Origin of the sequence: Sphingobacterium psychroaquaticum (genome assembly GCF_004421025.1) — a bacterium.
Lineage (GTDB): Bacteria > Bacteroidota > Bacteroidia > Sphingobacteriales > Sphingobacteriaceae > Sphingobacterium > Sphingobacterium psychroaquaticum.
Genome location: NZ_CP038029.1, coordinates 1,868,476 through 1,891,134, shown reverse-complemented (window position 1 = coordinate 1,891,134; position 22,659 = coordinate 1,868,476). Strand labels below are relative to the sequence as shown.

General features: G+C 40.9%; 18 protein-coding genes and 1 tRNA gene. 12 read left to right on the top strand and 7 right to left on the bottom strand.

All coding sequences use genetic code 11. The features are described 5' to 3' along the window. Positions 1-225: 225 nt before the first annotated feature. The 8 genes from pdxR to E2P86_RS07710 all read left to right on the top strand — a co-directional run bounded on the left by pdxR (position 226) and on the right by E2P86_RS07710 (position 7,560). Complete coding sequence (gene pdxR, locus E2P86_RS07745; protein WP_134432122.1) at positions 226-1,650, top strand: MocR-like pyridoxine biosynthesis transcription factor PdxR; 1,425 nt, start codon at positions 226-228, stop codon at positions 1,648-1,650. A gap of 75 nt (positions 1,651-1,725) precedes the next feature. Beyond that, positions 1,726-2,376 (top strand): 3'-5' exonuclease, encoded by a 651-nt coding sequence (locus E2P86_RS07740; RefSeq protein WP_134432119.1) that lies wholly within the window; start codon positions 1,726-1,728, stop codon positions 2,374-2,376. 10 nt (positions 2,377-2,386) lie between these two features. Beyond that, a complete protein-coding gene (locus tag E2P86_RS07735; RefSeq protein ID WP_134432116.1) occupies positions 2,387-4,294 on the top strand; it encodes a DUF294 nucleotidyltransferase-like domain-containing protein in 1,908 nt (635 codons plus the stop codon). Between the two features lie 131 nt (positions 4,295-4,425). Continuing rightward, positions 4,426-4,510: transfer RNA gene (locus E2P86_RS07730), tRNA-Ser, on the top strand. Between the two features lie 297 nt (positions 4,511-4,807). After that, positions 4,808-5,446: a peroxiredoxin-like family protein gene (locus tag E2P86_RS07725; RefSeq protein ID WP_134432113.1), complete on the top strand. Its 639-nt coding sequence runs from the start codon at positions 4,808-4,810 to the stop codon at positions 5,444-5,446. A gap of 214 nt (positions 5,447-5,660) precedes the next feature. Beyond that, positions 5,661-6,179, top strand: a complete 519-nt coding sequence (locus E2P86_RS07720) for a Crp/Fnr family transcriptional regulator (RefSeq protein WP_159451831.1) — start codon at positions 5,661-5,663, stop codon at positions 6,177-6,179. A gap of 97 nt (positions 6,180-6,276) precedes the next feature. After that, positions 6,277-6,798, top strand: coding sequence for a GNAT family N-acetyltransferase (locus E2P86_RS07715; RefSeq protein ID WP_134432110.1), 522 nt, complete (start codon positions 6,277-6,279; stop codon positions 6,796-6,798). Between the two features lie 33 nt (positions 6,799-6,831). Then, a complete protein-coding gene (locus E2P86_RS07710) occupies positions 6,832-7,560 on the top strand; it encodes a nitroreductase family protein (protein WP_134432107.1) in 729 nt (242 codons plus the stop codon). A 68-nt stretch (positions 7,561-7,628) separates the two neighbouring features. On the opposite strand, the gene E2P86_RS07705 is transcribed toward E2P86_RS07710, so the two are convergent. From E2P86_RS07705 to E2P86_RS07695, 3 genes are all read right to left on the bottom strand, one after another. Further along, positions 7,629-8,144, bottom strand: a complete 516-nt coding sequence (locus tag E2P86_RS07705; RefSeq protein ID WP_134432104.1) for a cupin domain-containing protein — start codon at positions 8,142-8,144, stop codon at positions 7,629-7,631. 161 nt (positions 8,145-8,305) lie between these two features. Continuing rightward, positions 8,306-8,770, bottom strand: a complete 465-nt coding sequence (locus E2P86_RS07700) for a cupin domain-containing protein (RefSeq protein ID WP_134432101.1) — start codon at positions 8,768-8,770, stop codon at positions 8,306-8,308. Positions 8,771-8,794: 24 nt separating this feature from the next. Further along, positions 8,795-10,282 (bottom strand): alpha/beta fold hydrolase, encoded by a 1,488-nt coding sequence (locus E2P86_RS07695; protein WP_134432098.1) that lies wholly within the window; start codon positions 10,280-10,282, stop codon positions 8,795-8,797. Between the two features lie 185 nt (positions 10,283-10,467). Here E2P86_RS07695 and E2P86_RS07690 point away from each other — a divergent pair, with 185 nt between their 5' ends. The 3 genes from E2P86_RS07690 to E2P86_RS07680 are packed head-to-tail and all read left to right on the top strand — an operon-like array spanning position 10,468 to position 13,206. After that, the gene (locus E2P86_RS07690) at positions 10,468-11,370 is read left to right on the top strand and encodes a helix-turn-helix domain-containing protein (protein ID WP_134432095.1); all 903 of its coding nucleotides are present in this window, start codon (positions 10,468-10,470) and stop codon (positions 11,368-11,370) included. Between the two features lie 53 nt (positions 11,371-11,423). Then, positions 11,424-12,071, top strand: a complete 648-nt coding sequence (locus tag E2P86_RS07685; RefSeq protein WP_134432092.1) for a peptidylprolyl isomerase — start codon at positions 11,424-11,426, stop codon at positions 12,069-12,071. 28 nt (positions 12,072-12,099) lie between these two features. Continuing rightward, positions 12,100-13,206: a serine hydrolase domain-containing protein gene (locus E2P86_RS07680; protein ID WP_166785166.1), complete on the top strand. Its 1,107-nt coding sequence runs from the start codon at positions 12,100-12,102 to the stop codon at positions 13,204-13,206. Between the two features lie 20 nt (positions 13,207-13,226). Here the strand turns inward: E2P86_RS07680 and tyrS are convergent, their stop codons facing one another. After that, positions 13,227-14,423: a tyrosine--tRNA ligase gene (gene tyrS / locus E2P86_RS07675; protein WP_134432086.1), complete on the bottom strand. Its 1,197-nt coding sequence runs from the start codon at positions 14,421-14,423 to the stop codon at positions 13,227-13,229. Positions 14,424-14,888: 465 nt separating this feature from the next. Between tyrS and E2P86_RS07670 the strand changes: the two genes are divergently transcribed. Further along, positions 14,889-18,251, top strand: coding sequence for a DEAD/DEAH box helicase (locus tag E2P86_RS07670; RefSeq protein WP_134432083.1), 3,363 nt, complete (start codon positions 14,889-14,891; stop codon positions 18,249-18,251). A gap of 9 nt (positions 18,252-18,260) precedes the next feature. On the opposite strand, the gene E2P86_RS07665 is transcribed toward E2P86_RS07670, so the two are convergent. The 3 genes from E2P86_RS07665 to leuS all read right to left on the bottom strand — a co-directional run bounded on the left by E2P86_RS07665 (position 18,261) and on the right by leuS (position 22,584). Then, positions 18,261-18,992, bottom strand: a complete 732-nt coding sequence (locus tag E2P86_RS07665; protein WP_085472838.1) for a DUF3307 domain-containing protein — start codon at positions 18,990-18,992, stop codon at positions 18,261-18,263. Next, a complete protein-coding gene (locus tag E2P86_RS07660; protein ID WP_134432080.1) occupies positions 18,989-19,579 on the bottom strand; it encodes a hypothetical protein in 591 nt (196 codons plus the stop codon). The genes E2P86_RS07665 and E2P86_RS07660 overlap by 4 nt, the downstream gene beginning before the upstream one ends. A gap of 221 nt (positions 19,580-19,800) precedes the next feature. Continuing rightward, positions 19,801-22,584, bottom strand: coding sequence for a leucine--tRNA ligase (leuS, locus tag E2P86_RS07655; RefSeq protein ID WP_134432078.1), 2,784 nt, complete (start codon positions 22,582-22,584; stop codon positions 19,801-19,803). Positions 22,585-22,659: the final 75 nt, after the last annotated feature.

The window sequence follows — 22,659 nt, the reverse complement described above, 5'->3', positions numbered from 1 at the left end:
TATTCAAATGTAATGGATTTAAGCTATTATCACCCCATGCATGCTGGTACAGTTTGTAAAAAAAATAGCTGATCCAGTCCGCTCTTATCGTACCAGAATGTATCTTAAACATCACTTCTCGCCTCGACCTTACACACGTATGACTAAAAATAAGAACTGCCACCACTATTCTACCCTCATTGGACTATCTTTGCAATACAAATAAACAACAATAAAGCAGTCCAGATGTTACGACCTTGGAAATTAGAAATCACCTTAGAACCTCAATCGAGCAAAGCTTTATACCTTCAGATTGCCGATGCCATTGTTGCGGCCATACAATCTGGTCGCCTTAAAGCTGGCGACCCTTTACCTGGTAGCCGTCCACTATCGCAATTATTGTCTGTAAACCGGAACACGATTGTAGAGGCACTCAATGTATTACATTACGAAGGCTGGCTGCGTAGCGAGGAACGTAAAGGCACCTTTATTGCCGATATCTCCATGAAGGAGAAACCTACTACGATACCGCGGGCTCCTCACTCTACACCAGCGGAAGATAGAAAAGAGACAATTCCTTACCTTATTTTTGATGATGGGAACCCAGACAGCAAGATAGCCCCGAGCGCAGAGTTAGCTCGTGCTTACCGCCAGATTTTTACGCGTCAAGGAAAATGGCAAATGTTGCGTTACGGAAATGCGCAAGGCGATCCCGAATTTAGGTCGGCGTTAACACAAATGCTGAACCATCAGCGGGGCATGCATCTAAAAGAAGAAATGCTATGCGTTACACGTGGCAGTCAAATGGCAATTTACTTAGCTGCACAATGTATGTTCAAAAAAGGAGACTGTGTCGTTGTGGAAGATCCGGGATACAGTCCTGCATGGCAGACTTTGGCTCACGTTGGTGTTACGCTAATACCGATACCTGTCGACGAAAAAGGACTACAGGTAGATAAGCTCGCAACACTTCTGAAAAATGGCACAAAGATCAAAGCGGTCTACACCACTCCGCATCGTCAATATCCCACCACTGTACCGTTGAGTTTACAACGTCGCTTAGCGCTAGTAAAGTTATCCAATAGTTATAGTTTTACTATAATTGAAGATGACTATGATAATGAATTTCATTATGGTTATAGACCGATCATGCCCCTCGCTAGTGATTCTAATTTGAGGAACTACATCTACATTGGAACTTTAAGTAAAGTCGTTGCCCCCGCGTTGCGCACCGGTTATTTAGCAACCAACGATGCGGCTTTAATGTCCAAAATCATTGCGCTTCGCAAACTAATTGATGTACAGAGTGACAGTATTATGGAGCAAGCCATACTTCAGTTAATGAAAGATGGCACGTTAAAACGCCATATCAAAAAGGCCACATCACATTATAAAGAAAAGAGAGATTATACCGTACGATTATTAGAAACCTATCTACGTGATAAAATAACCTATCAAGTTCCCGAAGGTGGATTAGCCTTTTGGATCGTACCAAAAAAACAAATTGATTGGACACGACTCAGTCGTCAACTGATAGATAAAGGCGTAAAAATTGCGGGAATGAAGCAATATGGTTCAGATGGTGTGACTTATGGTTTTCGTTTAGGTTTTGCGGCGCTAACGAATGATGAGCTTGAAGAAGGGCTCAAGAAACTTGCTTCCGTCCTTTAGCTTTTTTGACGGCCAAACATAGTAGATGTATATAAATTTTACTAGTTTTAGTTTCGTAATTATACATTTAACCTCTTGGAACAAAACCTACTCTTTATAGATACCGAAACAACGGGACTTCCGCTTCGTTGGGATCGTCCATATAATGACACGACTAACTGGCCACAGGTCATTCAACTCGCATGGATCGTTGTTAATCCACAGCAGGAAGAAGTTAAGCGCTGCAATTATTACATTTACGAATCCGATATTGCCATCTCTCCAGAATCTGAGAAAATACATGGCATTACCCTTGATTTCTTAAAGAAAAATGGGGAACGTCGAAAAGATATTCTTCGAAAATTCGCTCATGATTTAAAAAAGTTCAATCCTTTAATTATTGGGCATTTTGTGGAACTTGATATCCAAGTTCTTGTAGCGGCATATACACAATGCAAGTTAAAAAATCCCTTTCTTGAGTCTCTATTTTTTTGTACTATGCTCAAAAGCGCGATATACGCGATCCGTCGACAATCCGATTATCTTCGTTTAGACCAACTTTATACACATCTCTTTTCGAGCGCTGCTACGGGGTTACACAATGCTATTTATGATGCTGAAGCTGCTGCAAGATGCTACCTTCACCTGTACAACAACCACACCATAACAGAACGAGATATCGTAGAGCAAAACGAAAAATTCAACAAAAAATTCACCTTTAAGTCGGTTGACAAAGTTATTCCTTAATCTTCAATTTATGCATTCATTAGTTGATCTTCTCCGAAAAACCAAACCTTATGACCGTTTACCCGACAGTTTACTATATAGTTTAGCAGAAGCACTTACAAAAGTTACCTACAGTAAAGATACACTTGCCTATCGGCAAGGTGTAACAGAGATGGCAGGAGTCGACATCATCAGTAAAGGAGAATATGAAACTTTCTTTTTTGACGGTTCCGAAAATCGACGGATGATAGAACGTCATAGCGAGGCGTATTGTTTCGGAGGAATCTCGGTATTGCTCAATCGAACAAAGGCCTTGAAATCAGTTATGGCAAAAAAAGGAACTGTCGTTTATAAATTGCCAAGCAAAGAGTTTCTTGAATTGTGTAATTCGAATGAGGATTTTTTTCAATTCTACACCTCCGATTACGGTGCGCGCATGTTAAATGATGAATTTTCCCACTTCGTAAAAGCACCGGCATCCTTTGAGGCCAGCTACATCGCAGCCGAACAACTATACTCTCGTCGAATAGACGGCATCATTTATAAAGATATTGTAGCCTGCCCGCTGAATACTCCAATTTTTGAAGCTGCGCAGCTTATGGCACAAAAGAGGGTCAGCTGCCTCTTTATAAAGGATACAGAAGGACATATTATTGGTTACGCAACCGATATCACCCTGCGTGATAAAGTAATCGCGGCTCAAATGAATCCACAAACTCGTATCGCAGAGGTAATGGACAATCCAATCGTTAGCATATCCCATCAGGCCTATCTTTATGAAGCTGTCCTTATGATGTTTCGTACAAAAACACGCTATCTCTTGGTTGAAAAAAATGGTGATTACGTTGGTTTTTTAAGTCGTAATCGACTTTTGAGTGAACAAGGTCAATCTCCGTTGGTCTTTATTCAATCCGTAAAATTAGCGGAGACAATTGACGAATTACGTCAAAAATGGCAGTATGTCCCCGAAATCATCAACCAGCTCCTGGGGCGCGGCGTACATGCCGAAATAACCAATCAGGTCATTACGACCATCGCTGATACTATTGCCGTTAAGGTGATCGAAAAGGTGATCCAAGAAGTCGGCCCCCCACCGGCCAAATTTGTCTATATGGTGACAGGTAGTGAGGGTCGCAAAGAGCAGACTTTAAAGACAGACCAAGATAATGCCATTATCTATGAAGACAAAGCCAATGAACAGCGGGAAACCGTCCGGGCGTATTTTCTTGATTTTGCGACCAAGGTTTCTGATTACCTAAACGATATTGGTTTCGTTTATTGCACAGGTGGTTATATGGCCAGCAACCCCGATTGGACACATTCTCTCTCCCACTGGAAAAGGAACTATAAGCAATGGATCGAAGAAACAGTTCCTGAAAACGCCATTAAGTTTTCGACCTTCTTTGATTGTCGCCTTCTCTATGGAGACCAAGGCATAATCGATGATCTTAAAATTTTCCTCAATGAGGAGCTACAGAAGCCAAACGATCGCTTTTTCGCTTACATTGCCAAGAATGCTTTGCAGTATGAGCCCCCTTTAACATTCTTTAATACGATCAAAACACAAACTATTGGTAAGGAAGCAGTATTCAATATCAAGAAAGCGATGACCCCAATTGTCGACCTGGTCCGTGTCTATGCACTTAAAAATCGTATCTATCAAGAAAATACAGGCGAGCGACTTCAGGCGTTAGTGAAGCTTGAAGTGTTTAAGCAAGCACAATATGATGAATTACATCAATCCTATTACTACCTGATGGCGCTGCGTCTACGAAATCAGGCAAATCAGATTATGGTGGAAAAAAGCGAAGCAGACAACTATATCCGAATAAGTAGTCTGACAAAAATAGAAAAAGCCACTTTAAAGGAAATTTTTAAGACAATTAACAACTTTCAAACCGGAATAAAAATGCGTTTCACGAACAATTTACTAGGTTAAATGCTGTTTAATGGCGGTTTTAAAAGAAATATTTAAGCCTTTTAAAAATTAATCTTCCTCATTTTCAAAGCCTAATGCCTCGATGCACAAATATGTTTTGCAGATCAGCTCAGAATTTCTACTTTTGTGGCGGAGAGTTGGCAGAGTGGTCGAATGCGGCAGTCTTGAAAACTGTTGACTGTCACAGGTCCGGGGGTTCGAATCCCTCACTCTCCGCAGAAAAATCCTTCATCGAAAGATGAGGGATTTTTTGCGTTTGAGAGGGATGAGTACCCTCGGGTTCGATCCACAATCTAATAATTCACTACTATTTCCCCCACTTATATACCTCGCAATCGGAACAATCCTTTCCCACGAACCGTACCAGCAAGAAATATCGAGAGACAAATAACTTCTTTTATCGCTCCCTCCTACCTTTTCGTAAAATTGACTTTTTTATCCCATAGGGACAATTATATGCGGTATTGTGATTCTGAGTTTACTTTTAAAACTTTGCAAAAAAGTATTCAAAATATGAAAAAAATAGCCCAACAGATTGAGGAATTAAATGAAAACTTGGCACAGCAACTTCCGAGAGAAATCTTAGAAGTATTCGCAAAATCCATTGCAGACTTGAAAACACTAAGCATTGAAGACCATGCGATCAAAACAGGAGACAAGTTTCCTGACTTCAGCTTGCCAAATACAAATGACAAAAACGTATCGTTAAAAGAGCTGCTAAAAAGAGGGAAAGTAATTATTGCTTTTTTCCGAGGCAGCTGGTGTCCCTATTGCAATATCGAATTGAAAACGTTACAAGACAATCTAAAACAAATCACCGATAGAAATGCAACACTGGTGGCCATCTCCCCACAAACCTCTTATTATAATGAAGAATTAAAGAATAACCACCATCTAGACTTTGAGCTAGTGACAGACAAAAACAATGCTTTAGCTAAGCAGCTGGGCATCTCATTTGAGCTTCAAGACTTCGTAATTCCAGCATATCGTAATTTAGGAATTGACCTATCAGAATACAACAAGAACAACACGAATGAACTACCCACCCCTGCTATTTTCGTGTTAGACCCAAATGGCACTATTACATACCGGTTTGTTGACACCAACTATATGAACAGAATAGATATGCAACAACTTATAGAACAGTTGTAACCGAAGCAAGAAAAGAGACGCGAGCAAGAGCATCAACCAAAAAAGCAGTAGACTAAATTAGGCATCTCGTATAGAAAAACAATCGCTATTCGCTTTATCGAATAAGAGAATTGATATAAATACGTAGATTGCCTTATTTATTGTTATGTACGAAACTTTGCAACAAAAATTTAGGGAAAAGATAGCCTCATATTCTCCAATTTCAGAGTGTTCCTTGGAGAAGCTTTTAGCCCTAGCTACAGTAATCCACGTAAAGAAAAATGAAGTCTTGGTACAGCAAGGCTTTGTGGCACGTCAGTTTTGTTTTCTACACACCGGATATGTTATCGCATATATCACGGATGATCGCGGAAAGAAATACACAAAAAATATCGCAACGAACAATGATTTTATTGCATCAACTGTTTCCTGTATCTTACATGAACCTTCCAAGTTCACCATAAAGGCAGTAACCGATTGTACACTACTCAGCTTACCCTATAGACCGTTTAGAGAGCTCCTTTTTCAGGTGGATGACCTCAAACTATTTTATATTCATTATCTTGAGAAAAACTGGATCATTGCAAAAGAAGAAAGGGAAATATCCATCGTTATGGAAGAAGCACAGGTACGCTATGAGAAGCTACTAAAAAGTCACCCTGCCATTGAGAAACATGTTGCTCTACAAGACATTGCTTGCCATCTCGGCATCACCCCGACACAGCTTAGCAGGATACGGCGGCTCCGAAAATAAAATTATTCTCAACATATGTAAAAAGCAATACTATTTCAGCGCTGTACTTTTGTTCCTCAAAGTCAAGCAAAAAGTAGACGATTAAAGGTTTATAACAATGATACTAAAAAGTCAGCCATCCGATTTTAAGGATATTTACGAGATCATAAACGATGCTTCCGTAGCATATAAAGGCATTATCCCCGCGGACAGATGGAAAGATCCCTACATGACAGAAAAGGAGCTCCATGAACAAATCTTGGAAGGAGTCGAATTTTGGTGCTACCATCAGGACGGTCGCATTCTCGGCGTGATGGGCATTCAGCACAGAGGTGATGTAACTTTAATTCGTCACGCTTATATCCGAACTGTAGTGCGTAACCAAGGAATTGGAGGTACTTTATTAAAACACCTGTCTACCCTTACCCAAAATCCAATTTTAATTGGAACCTGGGCCGATGCTTCTTGGGCCATAAACTTTTACCTCAAAAATGGCTTCCAGCAAGTATCATACACCGAAAAGGAACAGTTGTTGCGCAAGTACTGGAATATCCCGTTTCGGCAAATAGAAACGTCAGTCGTACTCGCTAGTTCTACCTTTTACGAACAGCATATAAAAAACACGAAGAAGAATAAGTAAATAACAAAAACTCCATAAAAAGGTTAAACCTATATGACTTTAGAAGAAGCACTCCATCATCGGCGATCCGTACGCGTTTACGACAAAGAAAAAGGTATCGATACCCAAAAAGTTAAGCATTGCCTTGAGCTCGCAACACTCGCGCCCAACAGCTCCAACATGCAATTGTGGGAGTTTTACCACATTACAGATCCCGATCTGCTCGAAAAGTTCATTAAACCCTGTCTTGATCAAAAAGCAATTTCAACTGCGCCCGAACTCGTCGTCTTCGTTACCCGTCAGGATCTACACCGCAGACGAGCCCATGCCGTACTCGAATTTGAGCGCGGCAATATAGCGCGAAACAGTCCACCCGAACGACAACAGCGCCGCATCAAAGACCGTGAAATCTATTATGGTAAGTTAATGCCAACGCTCTACAGTCGCTTTTTTGGCATACTCGGTTTCTTTCGCAACATCCTGTTAACGACAATAAGCCTCTTCCGCCCTATTGTTCGTCAAGTGACTGAAGCAGACGTGCGTGTCGTTGTACATAAGACATGCGCACTCGCCGCACAAACCTTTATGATCGCCATGGCTAACGAAGGGCTAGACACTTGCCCTTTAGAAGGTTTTGATAGCGGTCGCGTTAAAAAACTACTGCAATTACCACGAGGGGCAGAAATAAATATGATTATCTCATGCGGCATACGTAAAGGAAATGAAGGAATATGGGGAGAGCGCTATCGCGTACCTTTTGCAGAAGTATACCACAAGCGGTAGCTAAGGACTAAACAAAAAGTCGTATCCAAAAAATGGATACGACTTTCACGCTAAAAACCACGCCAACATTAGGATGCTTCAGCGAGATCTATAGCTGCACGGTACTCCTTCTCTGTGACTGTTTCATGCCACTTGATCAATGCATCAGATTTCTTAGAAGTTACGCTAATGAATTCCAATCCCGATTCCGGCGTTGCACCCACCCAGTGATATAATCCCGGGAATGTTTCAATCGTATCGCCCTTCTTAATTCGAACAACATCCTTTCCTTTCGACTGATAAAACCCTTCACCTTCCGTCACGATAATTACCCGACCACCAGGCATCGTTTGCCAATGCAAATAACTTCCTTCCTCAAGCTGAATATTTGCAACATGAAGATCACTTGTTAAGGTATCAGCCGTGAGAACTTGAAGCAAGCCCAACCCTATAATTTTATCCGAACCAATCTGCTCCTGCTGAAGTCCTGCTTCAATACTCGATTTTGTACACTTCTTGCAAGCCAACTGTTTTGTTGTAAACCCCACAACAGCCACTAAACCCAAAGAAATCACTAACATATAAACATACTTTCTCATCATCATTAAATTTTTATGATAGGTGCTATTCCTATCGGTTTAACTTATTGATACAAAGATCGTCAGTAGCATTGCAATAAAACTACCCGGATTACGGAAAGAATAACCCAAATCACGGATTAACAAAAATTAACAGACTCTCCAGGCTCTAAAGAGGATACGCTTTCCTATTTATGGTACTCCTCATCTGTCACTGCATGCAACCAAACAGTTTCACCTTTCTCACGTCCTGTAATCGCAACTTGCACAAACTTCTCTTCCGCACTAGCCCCATGCCAATGCGGAATATCGGCCGGACATTTAACGACCTCCCCTTTACGTACAATGACTTTAGGCTGTCCTTCCTCTTGGTAGTAACCAACTCCATCAATCGCAATAATAATCTGTCCCGCAGGATGCGAATGCCACTTCGTCCGTGCGCCCGGTTCAAAGGTAACCGAACCAACCGCATTCTGGTTGCTGCTATCCGCGACTACCATATTATGCAGGTAAACAGCGCCTGTAAAATTATCATTGGTGATCTTATCCCCTTTAGGAAAGATTAACTCGACCTCATTCTGCATTGTTGTTGATTTTTCACTGCACCCCATTACAAACAAAGGCGCCATCAATATTCCATATATTTTACTCATATCACAAGAATTACAATTTACAAACTACGGGTTACTACGCACAGGGACAGACACCTTCGTGAAATACAAAGAGCCGAGCTTCCATTCTGCGCCTTTTTTCACGTATACCTCAGTTACTATAAATGGATTTGTTACCTCATTCCCCCCAACAACAGCCAACAGATCAATACGATTTAACACGACAGCTGTTTGATCCATAATATGCACCGATACCTCATGCACATCCGCTTTTTTATACCAAATACCACCACTTTTAATAACCTGCAACTCCTGCTCCTTACCCCATGATCCTCCCATATGGACAAAAACTGACGCCGCATCAAACAGATGGTCCAACAGCGCCGTATTCTTATCGGCCATCCATTGCCACTTTTGTTTAGAAAGTTTTATCACCTGTTGCTTTTCGAGATCAGCCATATCTCCAACAGCCACATCTTGCACCAAACCTTTCCGATTCAACCATCCCCACAAATGATCCGCTACCTCCTTATTATTTAAGTCCGAAAATGGAAAATGCGTATTCCCCTTTATCCCTACTTCAGGTAAATGAACCACCGTTGCATCGCCACCATATTTATTGATAGTTGCCGCCCATAACTTTGCCATCTCTAATCCGGATCGCCAATGGTCCATATTCCAAACGGTGCTCGATGTAGATGCGATATTATCGCCATAATATATAACAATTGGAATCTTTGTAAGCTTCAAAAAATCAGCCTTAGGAACCTCTCCCCCTTTTAATGCTCCAAACAACCCTGTAGAGGCTATTGGTGCGGGCGCTTCACCTTCAGGAAAAACAAAGCCACTGTAGGGTTCGTATGCCACAATCGCTTTGACATGCTCATTCCTCATCGCCGTAGACCAACCAGGTCCTCCGCCTTGAGAGTGTGTAACCAAAATGCCGTCACCAACTTTCGTAAAAAGTTCCGATAGTGCATCGGTAACAACAACGCCATCAAAACTACCTGTGTTTGGCGTCATCTGACGAAAGAACTGTATCAACGCATCTTTATCTTTAGGGAACTGAACATTAGGGAAAAAGTCCGGATAATTACCAATTCTAAATTGTGTAAACCAAAACTGTTCATCCGCAATTGGCGTGATCGTCGTACCAACCATACTCTTGCCAGCAGCTCCACGTCGGGGTTGATCCAAAAGGTAAACCCCAAAACCACGCTTCAGAAAAATATTCTGAAACCCCTCACGTCCGTCGGGAGTCGACTCCCAGGTTTTCTTCGATTGACCGGCGCCATGTAGGAAAACTAAGGGTAAACGATGTGCCTGCTTCGGCATTTGATAAAAAACATAAGCATGGTCACCATGAAAAGTTTGTCCTTGGGGATTCATGGCATCACTTAAATCGAATGTTCCCTCCGCCTGAAGCACACGACCTCCAACCGCAAAACTTCCTTGCTGAGCCAACACGATCGTGTTTTGTTGTTCCTGCGCATGCAGCATAACACAACTAGTCAAACTCCATGCACATGCACTAAAATATTTCAATACTTTCATTCCTTTTATGTTCGTTAAAGATTCGTTTCGTTAAACAACTACTACATAAACAAAGTTCTTAATTCGTTCCCTGCATATTGGTATACAAATTACTGATTTTACTACCATCTTTACGGATACGTTCTACAGTAATAGTTTGATAATCAAAGAATGTTTAAGTTTGTATTAAACAAAGGAAAGCGGAAATGGAAAAAGCATATACATTCGATACGATTCATCAATACAATGTTTTCAATAATCACGAGACATTGAACCCATTAGTGAGCGTTATCGACTTTTCAAAAGCGCATGAACGCACGGGATCTCGTATGACCTTTGGTCTATATTGTATTTTTGTTAAAGATATTAAGTGTGGTGACCTTAAGTACGGATGTAACTACTATGACTATGAAGAAGGCACCTTAGTCTTTATTTCTCCTGGGCAAGTGATTGATGTTGAAAACAAAGTTGACCTGTACCAACCAAAGGGATACGGCCTAGTTTTCCATCCGGACCTGATTAAAGGTACTGCGCTAGCCAACCTCATGGATGATTACCATTTTTTTAGCTATAACACAAACGAAGCGCTTCATCTGTCTGCCGAAGAACGAAAAATCGTCTTCGATTGCTTTGCTAAAATCGAATATGAGCTGAGTCATTCCATCGATAAACACAGCAAGAAACTTATCGCATCCAACATCGAGCTTTTCTTAAACTATTGTGAACGCTTCTATGATCGTCAATTCATCACACGGGAAAACGCAAACAAAGGAATTTTAGAAAAATTCGAACAGCTCTTAAATACATACTTTAATTCTGAAAACCCGTACACCATTGGCTTGCCAACGGTAGCCTACTTCGCTGATGAGCTGCATTTGTCCGCTAATTATTTTGGCGACCTAATAAAAAAGGAAACAGGTAAATCGGCTCAGGATTATATCCAAAACAAAACCACCGATATCGCAAAGACCAAAATTCAATCCGGCGACAAGACCATAAACGAAATTGCGTATGAATTAGGTTTTAAGTACCCGCAACATTTTAGCCGATTGTTTAAAAATCGAGTAGGTATGACGCCCAATGAATATCGCAATGTAGGTAACAATTAGTGGCAAAAAAAAAGTAATTTAGCTCTTCAAACAGTGTTTTAACAAAACCCGACATGAAGAAAATATTGCTCTTACTAACGCTATTTATCTGTACAATTGGTCTCCAAGCGCAAACATACCGCTTATCCTTTGAGACGCCTTATGGCGTTTTTAAAGTTCAACTGTATGATTACACACCCCAGCACCGAGACCTCATACTCAACGCGATAAAAACGGATGTATATAAAGACGCACTATTCAATCGTGTCATCAAGAATTTTGTGGTTCAAGGTGGTGAGCATGATATTGATATTGAGAAGCGTGAAGCAGCTGATCCGGCGCAAGGAAAGCCTCGCTTAGCGCCCGAATTTGATGCACGGGCTTTTCATAAGATGGGTGTACTAGGTGCCGGCCGTGACAACAACCCGTCAAAATCCTCTTTCTTAAACCAAATCTACTTTGTGGTCGGTAAACCCGTTACCGAACAAGAGCTCAATGAACTTAGTCGGAAGAAAAACCACGAATTTACAGCAGAGCAGCGAGCAGAATACCTCAAAAATGGAGGTCTTCCACGTTTAGACGGAGACTACACCGTATTCGGAGAGGTGTATGAAGGTTTTGACGTACTGCTTAAGATCAGTGGTGTCACTACCGACAAGTTAGATTACCCCGTAGAAAAAATTCCATTTAAATTACAGATCATCAAAGATGAAGCAAAATAGTTTTTTACTCCTTATCTGCTGTTTCTGGATGCAAAAGCTAAGCGCACAACGCCCGTTTAAACCATTGGAAGTTGATCTTGTAATCGAGTCACTTGTTCAAAAAGAGGGACCCGGACTTTCCGCTCTTGCAACAGAAAAAGGAACAACGATCTATAGCGAACAACGTGGGGTTACGGCTTTAGATAATCAGACAGCAATCGAAGCCAAAAGTCACTTTCGGATGGCATCAATCAGTAAGCACGTAACGGCCTTTAGCCTCTATAAGCTCATCGAGACAAGAAAAATAACATTAAATCAAACCATTGGTAAATACTTCCCAAAGCTACCTTCTCGTGTGCAGCAAATTACCATCGCGCAATTGCTCCAGCATAGCTCCGGTATCTTGGATTATGAGAACCTGTTACCAGCGACACAGCGTGAACAAATACTAGATGCCGATATTTTACCTTATCTCGAAACAACCGACTCCCTGTACTTTACGCCTGGAACGAAGTTTCGATACAGTAACACGGGATACTGTCTCCTTGCCCTTATCATAGAACAGGTCTCTGGATTGCCTTACCCTCAATTTGTTAAAAACCATATATTTACACCTATCGGCTTAACGGATGCATTAATATATCAAGCTAACGCATCCATTCCTGATCGTGCGTACGGTTATCACCCCGAAGGAAGCGTCTTTCATTTTGCCGATCAGAGTATAACAAGTGCCACCAAAGGTGATGGGGGCGTTTATTTTTCCAGCAACGATTTCCACCAATGGGCACGACATATTGGTAAGACCTACCTATCCGATGCTTCTTTCAAACCATGGTTTCTGAAAAACAGCATACGAGTGATAGGACAAATTCGATATAGCATGGGGCTCTTCTACTACCAAGACAAACTTGGCAACCTCTATTGCTTTCATTCCGGTGAATCCACCGGTTTCAATAATATCATGTATATCGACGTTACGCGCGAACTCATTGTCAGCATATTTTCAAATCGCGACGACGCCGTTGTTTCCAGACCGTTCGAGGACATTATGCTTCGCGTTGACAAAAACCAACTAAAGAAAAGCTATATACAGGAACCATTATTCGACTGGTTAAGCAAGGTTTATACAAACGAGCCAATGGTCGTCAGCCATTAACTCGTTTAAAAACATAAGCCCTATCCTACTAATTCGAAAAAATCGCGTTTCCCCATTTTCACCCGTACCTCTTTACCGACAGGAATGAGGAAATCTGCATCAGCCATTTTAACCCCATCCAGCTGAACAGCTCCTTCTTGGATCAGTCGACGGATGGCAGATTTGCTCAATGAGGGCTTTAGCTGCACGCAGAGATCAACCAGCGCAATCGCAGTAGCATTGACTGTTAAATCACGCCATGCCGTTGACAAAAAGCTTTTCGACTCGAATTGTTTATTCTGAAACTGTGTCCTAAAAAAATCAGCTGCGGTTGTAGCTGCATCCAAACTATGGTACTGCTTAATGATGTTTTCTGCGATCATCTGCTTGACGAGCATCGGATTTACACCATCAGTCAACTGCTGTTTAATACCCTGCTTCTCTGCCTCGGAGAAATCCGTAGTTAGATCCAAATATTCTTCCAACAGGGTATCAGGTACAGACATCATCTTACCATACATATCATTCGGTTCGTCTGTTAACCCGATAATATTGTTTAAGGACTTGCTCATCTTCTCCTTTCCATCAAGCCCTTTTAATAACGGCATACACATCACGACCTGTCCGTCCACTCCCATTACCTCCTGAAGCTGTCGTCCCATCGTGCAGTTAAATAACTGATCCGTTCCGCCCATTTCAATATCAGCGTTTATCTGCACCGAATCATAACCTTGTAAAACCGGGTACACCAACTCATGCATCGCAATAGGTGTGTTCTCGGTAAAACGCTTATTGAAGTCGTGCCGATGCATCAACTGGGCCACCGTAACCTTTGATAGTAGTTGAATAACATCCGAAAAGGATAATGTATCTAACCAATCGGAGTTAAAGACGATTTTCGCTTGAGCGACATCAATCACTTTCGATAATTGGTTGATATAAGTCTCAGCATTGTAGGTCACCTCTTGGGTAGTAAGGGGTTTGCGACTTTTGTTTTTCCCCGTGGGATCGCCAATACGTGCGGTAAAGCTCCCTACTAAAATCACAACCTGATGACCCAAATCTTGAAATTGCTTCAGCTTTTTGAGCACCACGGCATGTCCCAAATGTAAATCAGGCGCAGTCGGATCAAACCCCAGTTTAATCGTGAGCGGACGATTCTCTTTTAGTTTTAGCTCCAAACCTTGTTGTGGGAGCATAATCTCTACATTTTCCTGTAACCTTTCTAATGCATTCATTTTCTTGTTATATTATTTGTTTCTATTTCATTTACCACCACAACGACTCCTCGCTTCTGGCGCATTCAATGCCTGTACAACGGAGCTAGCCAAGAGACCAAATAGTTCTAAAATTAATTCAGAGTTTTGCTGCCCCCGTTTTAGGGCACAAAAAAAGCCCGGACATGACTGCCCGGGCTTTGGATATGCTGTATATTTTTAATTCAAAATGTCAATTTCGATATTCTTGTTCAAAAACATAGGCATAGCCAGTCCGAGCACATACCGAACGATAATAAGTACTGAAAAATGGAAGGCGTAATATGCTGTTCAAGAATTTCATTTCGCATACAAAGATAGGCTTTCTTCAGAAAGAAGCAAAATATCATAAGAGCACAACACCCACAAGACTCCTCTTTTTTAACAGAGATAATAGCATATACACGAGATTTATCTATGTTTGCAAAAGACAGCGAAAGAATATAAATGAGAAACAATTTAGGCAGCTACGAGCTGAAAAACATGAACTTTGCAAACATAAACCGTTATGCTTTGCTGGTCCATGTTCAATCGGCCCTGTTTCTCGACACAAAAGAGTACCAGTATTTTACAGCGACAGATTTAACAATCGATCGAGGTATTTTCAGTCGCGGCAACACGGTTAAACAACCTCTATCTAATGCTACATCAGACTCTATCCCTTCGGTAACAATTGTTCAGAATACCGACGGTATTGTGGTTTCTTGCACTTGCGCGCACGATGGCAATAAGCTTTGCGAGCATGCAGCACAAGCGCTTTTCTGTGTTATGGAAAGTACGCTTTATCGTCCGTTCTTCGATCATGTCACCCGGCATCGATTGATGCTGCCAAGTGCTAAAAAATATGGTCTCGATCAAGAGTCAAACTTGGATGCATTTTTCTCCTTAACATGGGAAACAGGACAAATCATAATCAGTCCAAGCATCAAAGAATTGCTTCCAATAGATTACCCTCTATTCAAGCAAACATTGCTTGCACCGAAGGAGGAACGTCAAGCCTCCTCTACCCCGCAATCGATCCTTGTAATTGGGCGACACCGCTACTATAACCAACTGTATTGCCAGGTAATGTCTGCCGAGCGAACTCAAAATGGCACATTGAAGAATCCGATTAATCCATTAGACGTATCTACCCATATATGGAAAAGCAACAACCATCAGGAAGTTAAATTTTTCACGGCGATAGCGACACTTCAAAACCAATATGGTGAAACAGACGAAGAAATGGATTACAATCTTCTACGATCTCTAGTTGCCAACCCGTTGCAACTGGAGGTATATCACCACAATCGGAACATTTCAGAAAAAATAACAGCACGCACATTAGTTCCAATAAAACTTATTGATGCGAATGCATACATAAAGCTATCCGTTTTTCAAAAAGAGCCCTTTTATGAAGTTACAGGAGAATTAGTGCTTGCTGACGAGCATTTCTCGTTTACAGAGGTAGCTATTCGATATGGTTGCTTTATTTTCTATAATGACACCTTTCACTTACTGCCTAATGCCGCAGTATTACGTGTAATCAAGTTCTTTAAAAGTAATCACGAAAAACTACTTATCCATCCATCCAAGTATGAGGAGTTTTCGACCAATATATTGGCACCATTAGAGCACTATGTACAGGTACATTACAGCTACATTATAGCCGCGACAACTGCTGCAGAAAAAACTAGGGAACAAACAGCTCCACAGCCGATTATTTATTTAGAGCAAGAAGGAAACTTTATCGGCATCACCCCTGTTATGAAGTATAGTCGCTTAGAGGTTCCTGTATATTCGAGAAAAGAGCTGTACCAGACAGATGCTAATGGTAATACAGTCCATGTGGCACGTCATTTGGATGCCGAAGCAAAACTCTTAAAGACAGTGCTCAAACAACATCCCGATTTTGAAGAGCAACGAAAAGAGATTACATATTTCTACCTCCATAAAGATAAATTTTTCGAAGACGATTGGTTCTTGAATGCGTTTGAGGATTGGCAACATGAAGGTATTACTATTTTGGGATTCGATAGCATAGAAAATAATAATCTAAATCCGAATCGAGCCAAAATTGATATTCAAATACTTAGTGGAGAGGATTGGTTCAATGCCGATCTTCGCGTAAAATTTGGAAAACAAAAAGCTTCCATGCGACAATTGATGAAGGCTATCCGACACAAACGTAAGTTTGTAGAGCTTGGCGATGGTTCGCACGGGATGTTACCGGATGAATGGCTACAAAAAATTGAACAGTACTTTCGAATCTTTGAAGTGGACAAGGAACTATTTAAGATCCCGAAAATCGGTTTTTCTGATTTAGCTACGCTTTTTGAAAAGGATGTGTTTCTAAACGAAGCACGCAATGAACTCACGCTTTTACAAAAGGATTTTTCAAAAGCCAAGAAAAGACCCAATGTACCAACTCCCCTAGGCCTTAAAGCCACCTTACGGACTTACCAACAAGAAGGACTTAATTGGTTGGCTTTTCTAGATAATCGCAATTTTGGTGGCTGCTTAGCCGACGATATGGGGCTTGGAAAAACCCTTCAAATTATTGCTTTTATTTTATACCTACGAGAAAGAAACGGTGCACGAACGCACCTCATTGTTGTTCCAACGTCTTTACTATTCAACTGGCAGGAAGAAATACGCAAATTTGCACCTGATCTAAAAAGTCTGACTTACCACGGAGAAAAACGCAACAAAAACCTATTATCAGGCAAAGAACACGACGTTATATTAACCAGCTATGGAACTATCCTTTCGGATATTGACCATTGGAAAAAAGCATCTTTCGATTATATATTCGTTGATGAGTCGCAGGCTATTAAAAATCCCAATGCAGAACGCTACAAAGCATTGCGGCTTCTTGATGCGCGTAATCGTATTGTTATGACAGGAACACCGATCGAGAACAATACCTTTGATATTTACGGGCAAATGTCTTTTTGCTGTCCTGGATTACTAGGGAGCAAGCTCTATTTTAAAAATACGTACGCTATTCCTATCGATCGTTTTGGCGATAATAAAAGAGCAAAAGAACTTTTCGAAAAAATAGCTCCATTTGTATTACGTCGCACCAAAAAGCAAGTAGCTAAAGAATTACCGGAAAAGACCGAAATCGTACTTTATTGCGAGATGGAAGAACAACAACGCGCTCTTTACAATGAATTAGAAGAGGAACTCCGTTCCTTTGTGGCTGAAAGAGACGAACAAGAGGTACGGGAGCAACGGATCCATGTACTAGCGGGTCTGACAAAATTGCGGCAAATCTGCAATTCTCCACGCTTACTAAAGGAAGGTCACACAGGAGAGCATGCCGCTAAGGTAGAAGTTCTCCTATCAGAAATTGAAAACAAAGTAACAGAGCATAAAATCCTGATCTTCTCCCAGTTTGTAGAAATGCTTGACATTATTAAAGAAGCATTACAGACTCGCAATATAGGCTTTGAGTATCTTACGGGACAAAGTAACGATCGCGGAACAAAAGTAAATAATTTCAAATCTAACGATGCGGTACGTGTATTCCTAATCAGCTTGAAAGCGGGAGGTGTCGGATTAAACCTAACTGAGGCAGACTATGTTTACCTGGTCGATCCGTGGTGGAATCCTGCTGTTGAGAATCAGGCAATTGACCGCGTACACCGTATTGGACAAAACAAACCCGTCATGGCGATACGCCTAATCTGTCAGGACAGCATCGAAGAAAAAATGATGCGTTTGCAACAGCGCAAACGAATGTTAGCACAAGACCTGATTAAAAGCGATAAGACAGCGCAGAATGATTTAAGTAAAGAAGATCTCTTAACGTTATTAGGGAAATAAACAACACCGCTAAGTCAAGTGTTTTAAACTCAACAATAAGCCATAGCCAATAACGATTGCCAACATAAAGCTGGCTAGCGTACCAAGCAAGACATACTCCGTAAATTTGGTATCTTTTGCATTAGCAAGATCACCAAACCTAAAAATTGATTTTGCGGCAAGCAAAAAACCAACCCCCGATAAGAAACTGATCTGAATAAAAAATACAATAAGTAACCGCTCCATAATACCGATAAGCATTCCAGCATCAACAAGCGAGTTTACTTCTTTTGTTTGCATCTCCTTTTCTTGCTTCCACCGACTAAAAAAGACATTCAGCAAAATAGGACTTACACAAGTTGTCAGTAAAAAAGCAATGACATAGAGCATTGTCTTGACCGAAAGTAATTGTGGGATCCAGTCGGACGGAAAGCCAAAAACAAAGATGGTAAGTCCCGCGAGTACCAACATATGTAAGAATTGGTCAATCAGGAAGGCGCTCAATGGTTTAAGATTCAATGTCCGTTCCATCCATATTTTAAAGCTATCAATCACCAAATGGGAACATATTACAAATAACAAAGCTTGCCAATGCACCGAAAGTTCCTTTATAAAAAGTATGGCTAGCAGTACAGTATGCACTGCTATATGGAGTAACAGATAACCTACGTTATACTTTCTCTTTTCTACCCAACCACGGGGTTGAAATAGAAAATCTCCCATTATATGCGCTAAAAAAAGCTTTAGAAAAAAAACGATCATATCTTCAGTAACTCATTTGTACAATAATCAATTGCCTTTTTCACATCGTGAAATGCAGCTCTCTGTAACTCTGCACTCACTTGACTCTGGTATTTTCGGTTTAGTTTTTTTGACAATTCTTGTTGGTTTATCTCGGGGTACTGCAACGATACCATCACCGTTTCTGCCATATTAATTGTCCAGCGAGAAGCCAAACTTGTTGATAGCCCCATCATCACATTGCACATGTCATCATACGATGGATTGGATGATTTTATGCGTAAGGTATCTTTTTTAAGGGCGTCAAAAGCCTCTCCTGAAAATAATAAACCCGAACCAAAACTATGCTTGACATGTGAAGCATTAACGTCTTTATTCCCAATACCAATCCCGATACGAGCATCTAATTGAACGGTCATCAAAGCCGCCTTGATATAAAAAGCCGCCACAAAAGTATCTTTCAAAGATACTTCAGCCTGAAAACTATCTCCTCGAAAAATATCAAACTTAAAGGAATATATACGTAAAGACTCCTCTAATAAAGACAACCAAATTTTTGAATCAACAGTTCTTGACCCAATAACATCTCCTGTTAATATTGCTATCATAATCAAATACCTTACTCAAACTTAATTATTTTACCCCAAAATACTACTATCGCCTGGCGATTAATATCCATAAAGCCGTTATTATATATTATCATGAAATAAGATAATAACTAAAATTATTATCAAATATAGTGATATTTTAAATTATCACTATATATCATGATAAAAAAAAGAGGACTTAGGCATAACCCAAATCCTCTTTAACATATAATAAGGGGTAATTACACCACAATATTAATAATCTTACCTTTTACAAAGATCAGTTTCTTAACGGCCTTTCCGTCCAAATAGCGTTGTACATCTGCGTTTGCTAATACTGTCTCTTCTACAGTTTTCTGATCCAAATCAAGAGCTAGTGAAAGGTTCATTTTCATTTTTCCATTCACTGATACCGGATACGCAAACTCTGATTCAACAAGGTATGCAGGGTTAAAGACAGGATAAGCAGCATAAGAGATACTACCCGCTTTATGTCCCAATAACGACCATAGCTCCTCGGTAATATGTGGCGCATAAGGTTGTAGAACAATCAAAAGATCTTCCAGCACTTTACGCTTATTACTCTTGAGGTCTGTCAGTTCGTTCACACAGATCATAAAAGCAGAAACAGAGGTATTGAACGAGAAACGTTCCACATCATCCTCTACCTTTTTAATAATTTTATGCACGGCCTTAAACTCTGCTTTAGTCGGCTCTTCATCCGACACTTGGAAGTTTCCTTCAGCATCATGGAACAAACGCCAAACCTTACGTAAAAATTTATAAACGCCTTCAATACCATTTGTATTCCATGGCTTAGCTTGTTCTAATGGACCTAAGAACATTTCATAAAGACGTAGTGTATCCGCGCCATAAGCACTAATGATATCATCTGGGTTCACAACATTGAACTTCGACTTCGACATCTTCTCGACCTCAGTTCCACAGATGTATTTACCGTTTTCTAAGACAAATTCAGCAAGTGCATAGTCTGGTCGTGAAGCTTTAAATTTCTCCGTATCCAACACATCGTTATGTACAATATTCACATCCACATGCAATGCAATCGTTTTGTACGAATCTTTTAATCCAAGGGATACAAACTGGTTCGTTCCTCTTCCTTCCTCATCCAACACACGGTATACAAAACTAGAACGTCCCTGAATCATTCCTTGATTAATCAATTTCTTGAACGGTTCTTCTTCGTTGTGGAAGCCTAAATCTTTTAACGCTTTGTTCCAAAAGCGTGAATATAACAAGTGACCTGTAGCATGCTCAGAACCACCAATATATAAATCTACAGATTTCCAATACTCCACAGACTCCTTTGACGCAAAAGCATCCGCATTTTGAGGATCCATGTAACGGAACCAATACCACGAAGAACCTGCCCAGCCTGGCATGGTGCTTAACTCATACTCGTATTGGTCTTGATATTTCCAATCTGTTGCACGCCCTAACGGTGGTTCACCACTTTCGGTAGGCAAGTACTTATCTACTTCAGGCAAAAGTAATGGCAACTCTGATTCATTAATCAAGTACGGTAAACCGTTTTTAAAATAGACAGGCACAGGTTCTCCCCAGTAACGCTGACGACCAAAAATAGCGTCTCGCATACGGAAGTTAACCTTCGCTTTACCCAACTTTAACTCTTCCAGTTTTGCGACTAGAGCAGGCACTGCTTCCTCATATGTCATTCCATTAATAAAGCCTGAATTGATATATTTACCATCTTTGTTTGCATCCGCCGCCTCATCCAATTGCTGGGTATCAGAAATGGGTACGATCGGTAAATTAAAATGCTTCGCAAAAACATAATCACGCTGATCACCAGAAGGTACCGCCATGACAGCTCCTGTACCGTATCCAGCTAGCACATAATCGGCAATCCAGATCTGTACATCTTCCCCTGTAATTGGGTGTTTCGCAAATGAACCCGTGAAAGCGCCCGAGACCGTTTTGGTATCCGCCATCCGATCAAGTTCTGATTTCTTTGATGTTTTATCAATATAAGCTTCTATTTCAGCCCTCTGTGCTTCCGTAGTTAAAGTCGAAACAAGATCATGCTCTGGCGCCAACACCACGAAAGACACGCCGAAAATGGTATCTACACGCGTCGTAAAAACTTCAATATCTGTATTAATTTGAGGGACTGGAAACTTTACGGATGCCCCCACTGATTTTCCAATCCAGTTGCGTTGCATCTCGACCAAAGGCTCCGGCCAATCAATCGTATCAAGACCACGCAACAAACGGTCTGCATACGCAGTAATGCGCATAGACCATTGCATCATCTTTTTCTGTTCTACCGGATAACCACCTCGTTCTGAAAGACCGTTGATTACCTCATCATTCGCCAATACAGTGCCTAGCGCCGCGCACCAGTTCACTGTACTTTCGCGTAAGTAAGCCAACCGATATTTTAAAAGCTCACGTTGTTGCTCCTCCTCCGAGTAAGCCCCCCATTCTGCTGCCGTAAATTCATTTACGTCCTCATCGGAAACAGCTTTAATACCCAAAGAACCAGAAGTTTCGAACTTCTCAATTAATGTATTTATGGATTCCGCTTTATCACTATCTTTGTTATACCAAGCATCAAAAAGCTGCATAAAAATCCACTGCGTCCACTTGTAGTAATCGGCATTGGAAGTTCTGATCTCACGCGACCAATCATACGAAAACCCGATATTATCCATCTGCTCACGATAGCGATTGATATTCGCATCCGTGGTAATCGCAGGATGTTGTCCTGTTTGTATCGCATACTGTTCAGCAGGCAGTCCAAAAGAATCATACCCCATCGGATGTAACACATTAAACCCCTTCAGTCGTTTATACCGTGCGAAAATATCTGATGCGATATAACCCAGCGGATGTCCTACGTGTAGCCCCGCTCCTGACGGATACGGAAACATATCCAACACGTAATACTTCGGCTTATCAGTCGACTCCGACGGTTTAAACGTTCCATTATCTGCCCAGAAATGTTGCCATTTCTTTTCTAAAGATTGATGATTGTATTCCATAATTGACCTGTTCTGCTAATCTCAAAGAGATGCGAAAATAGCTATTTTACGTCAAAATAGACATAAAAGTTTCAT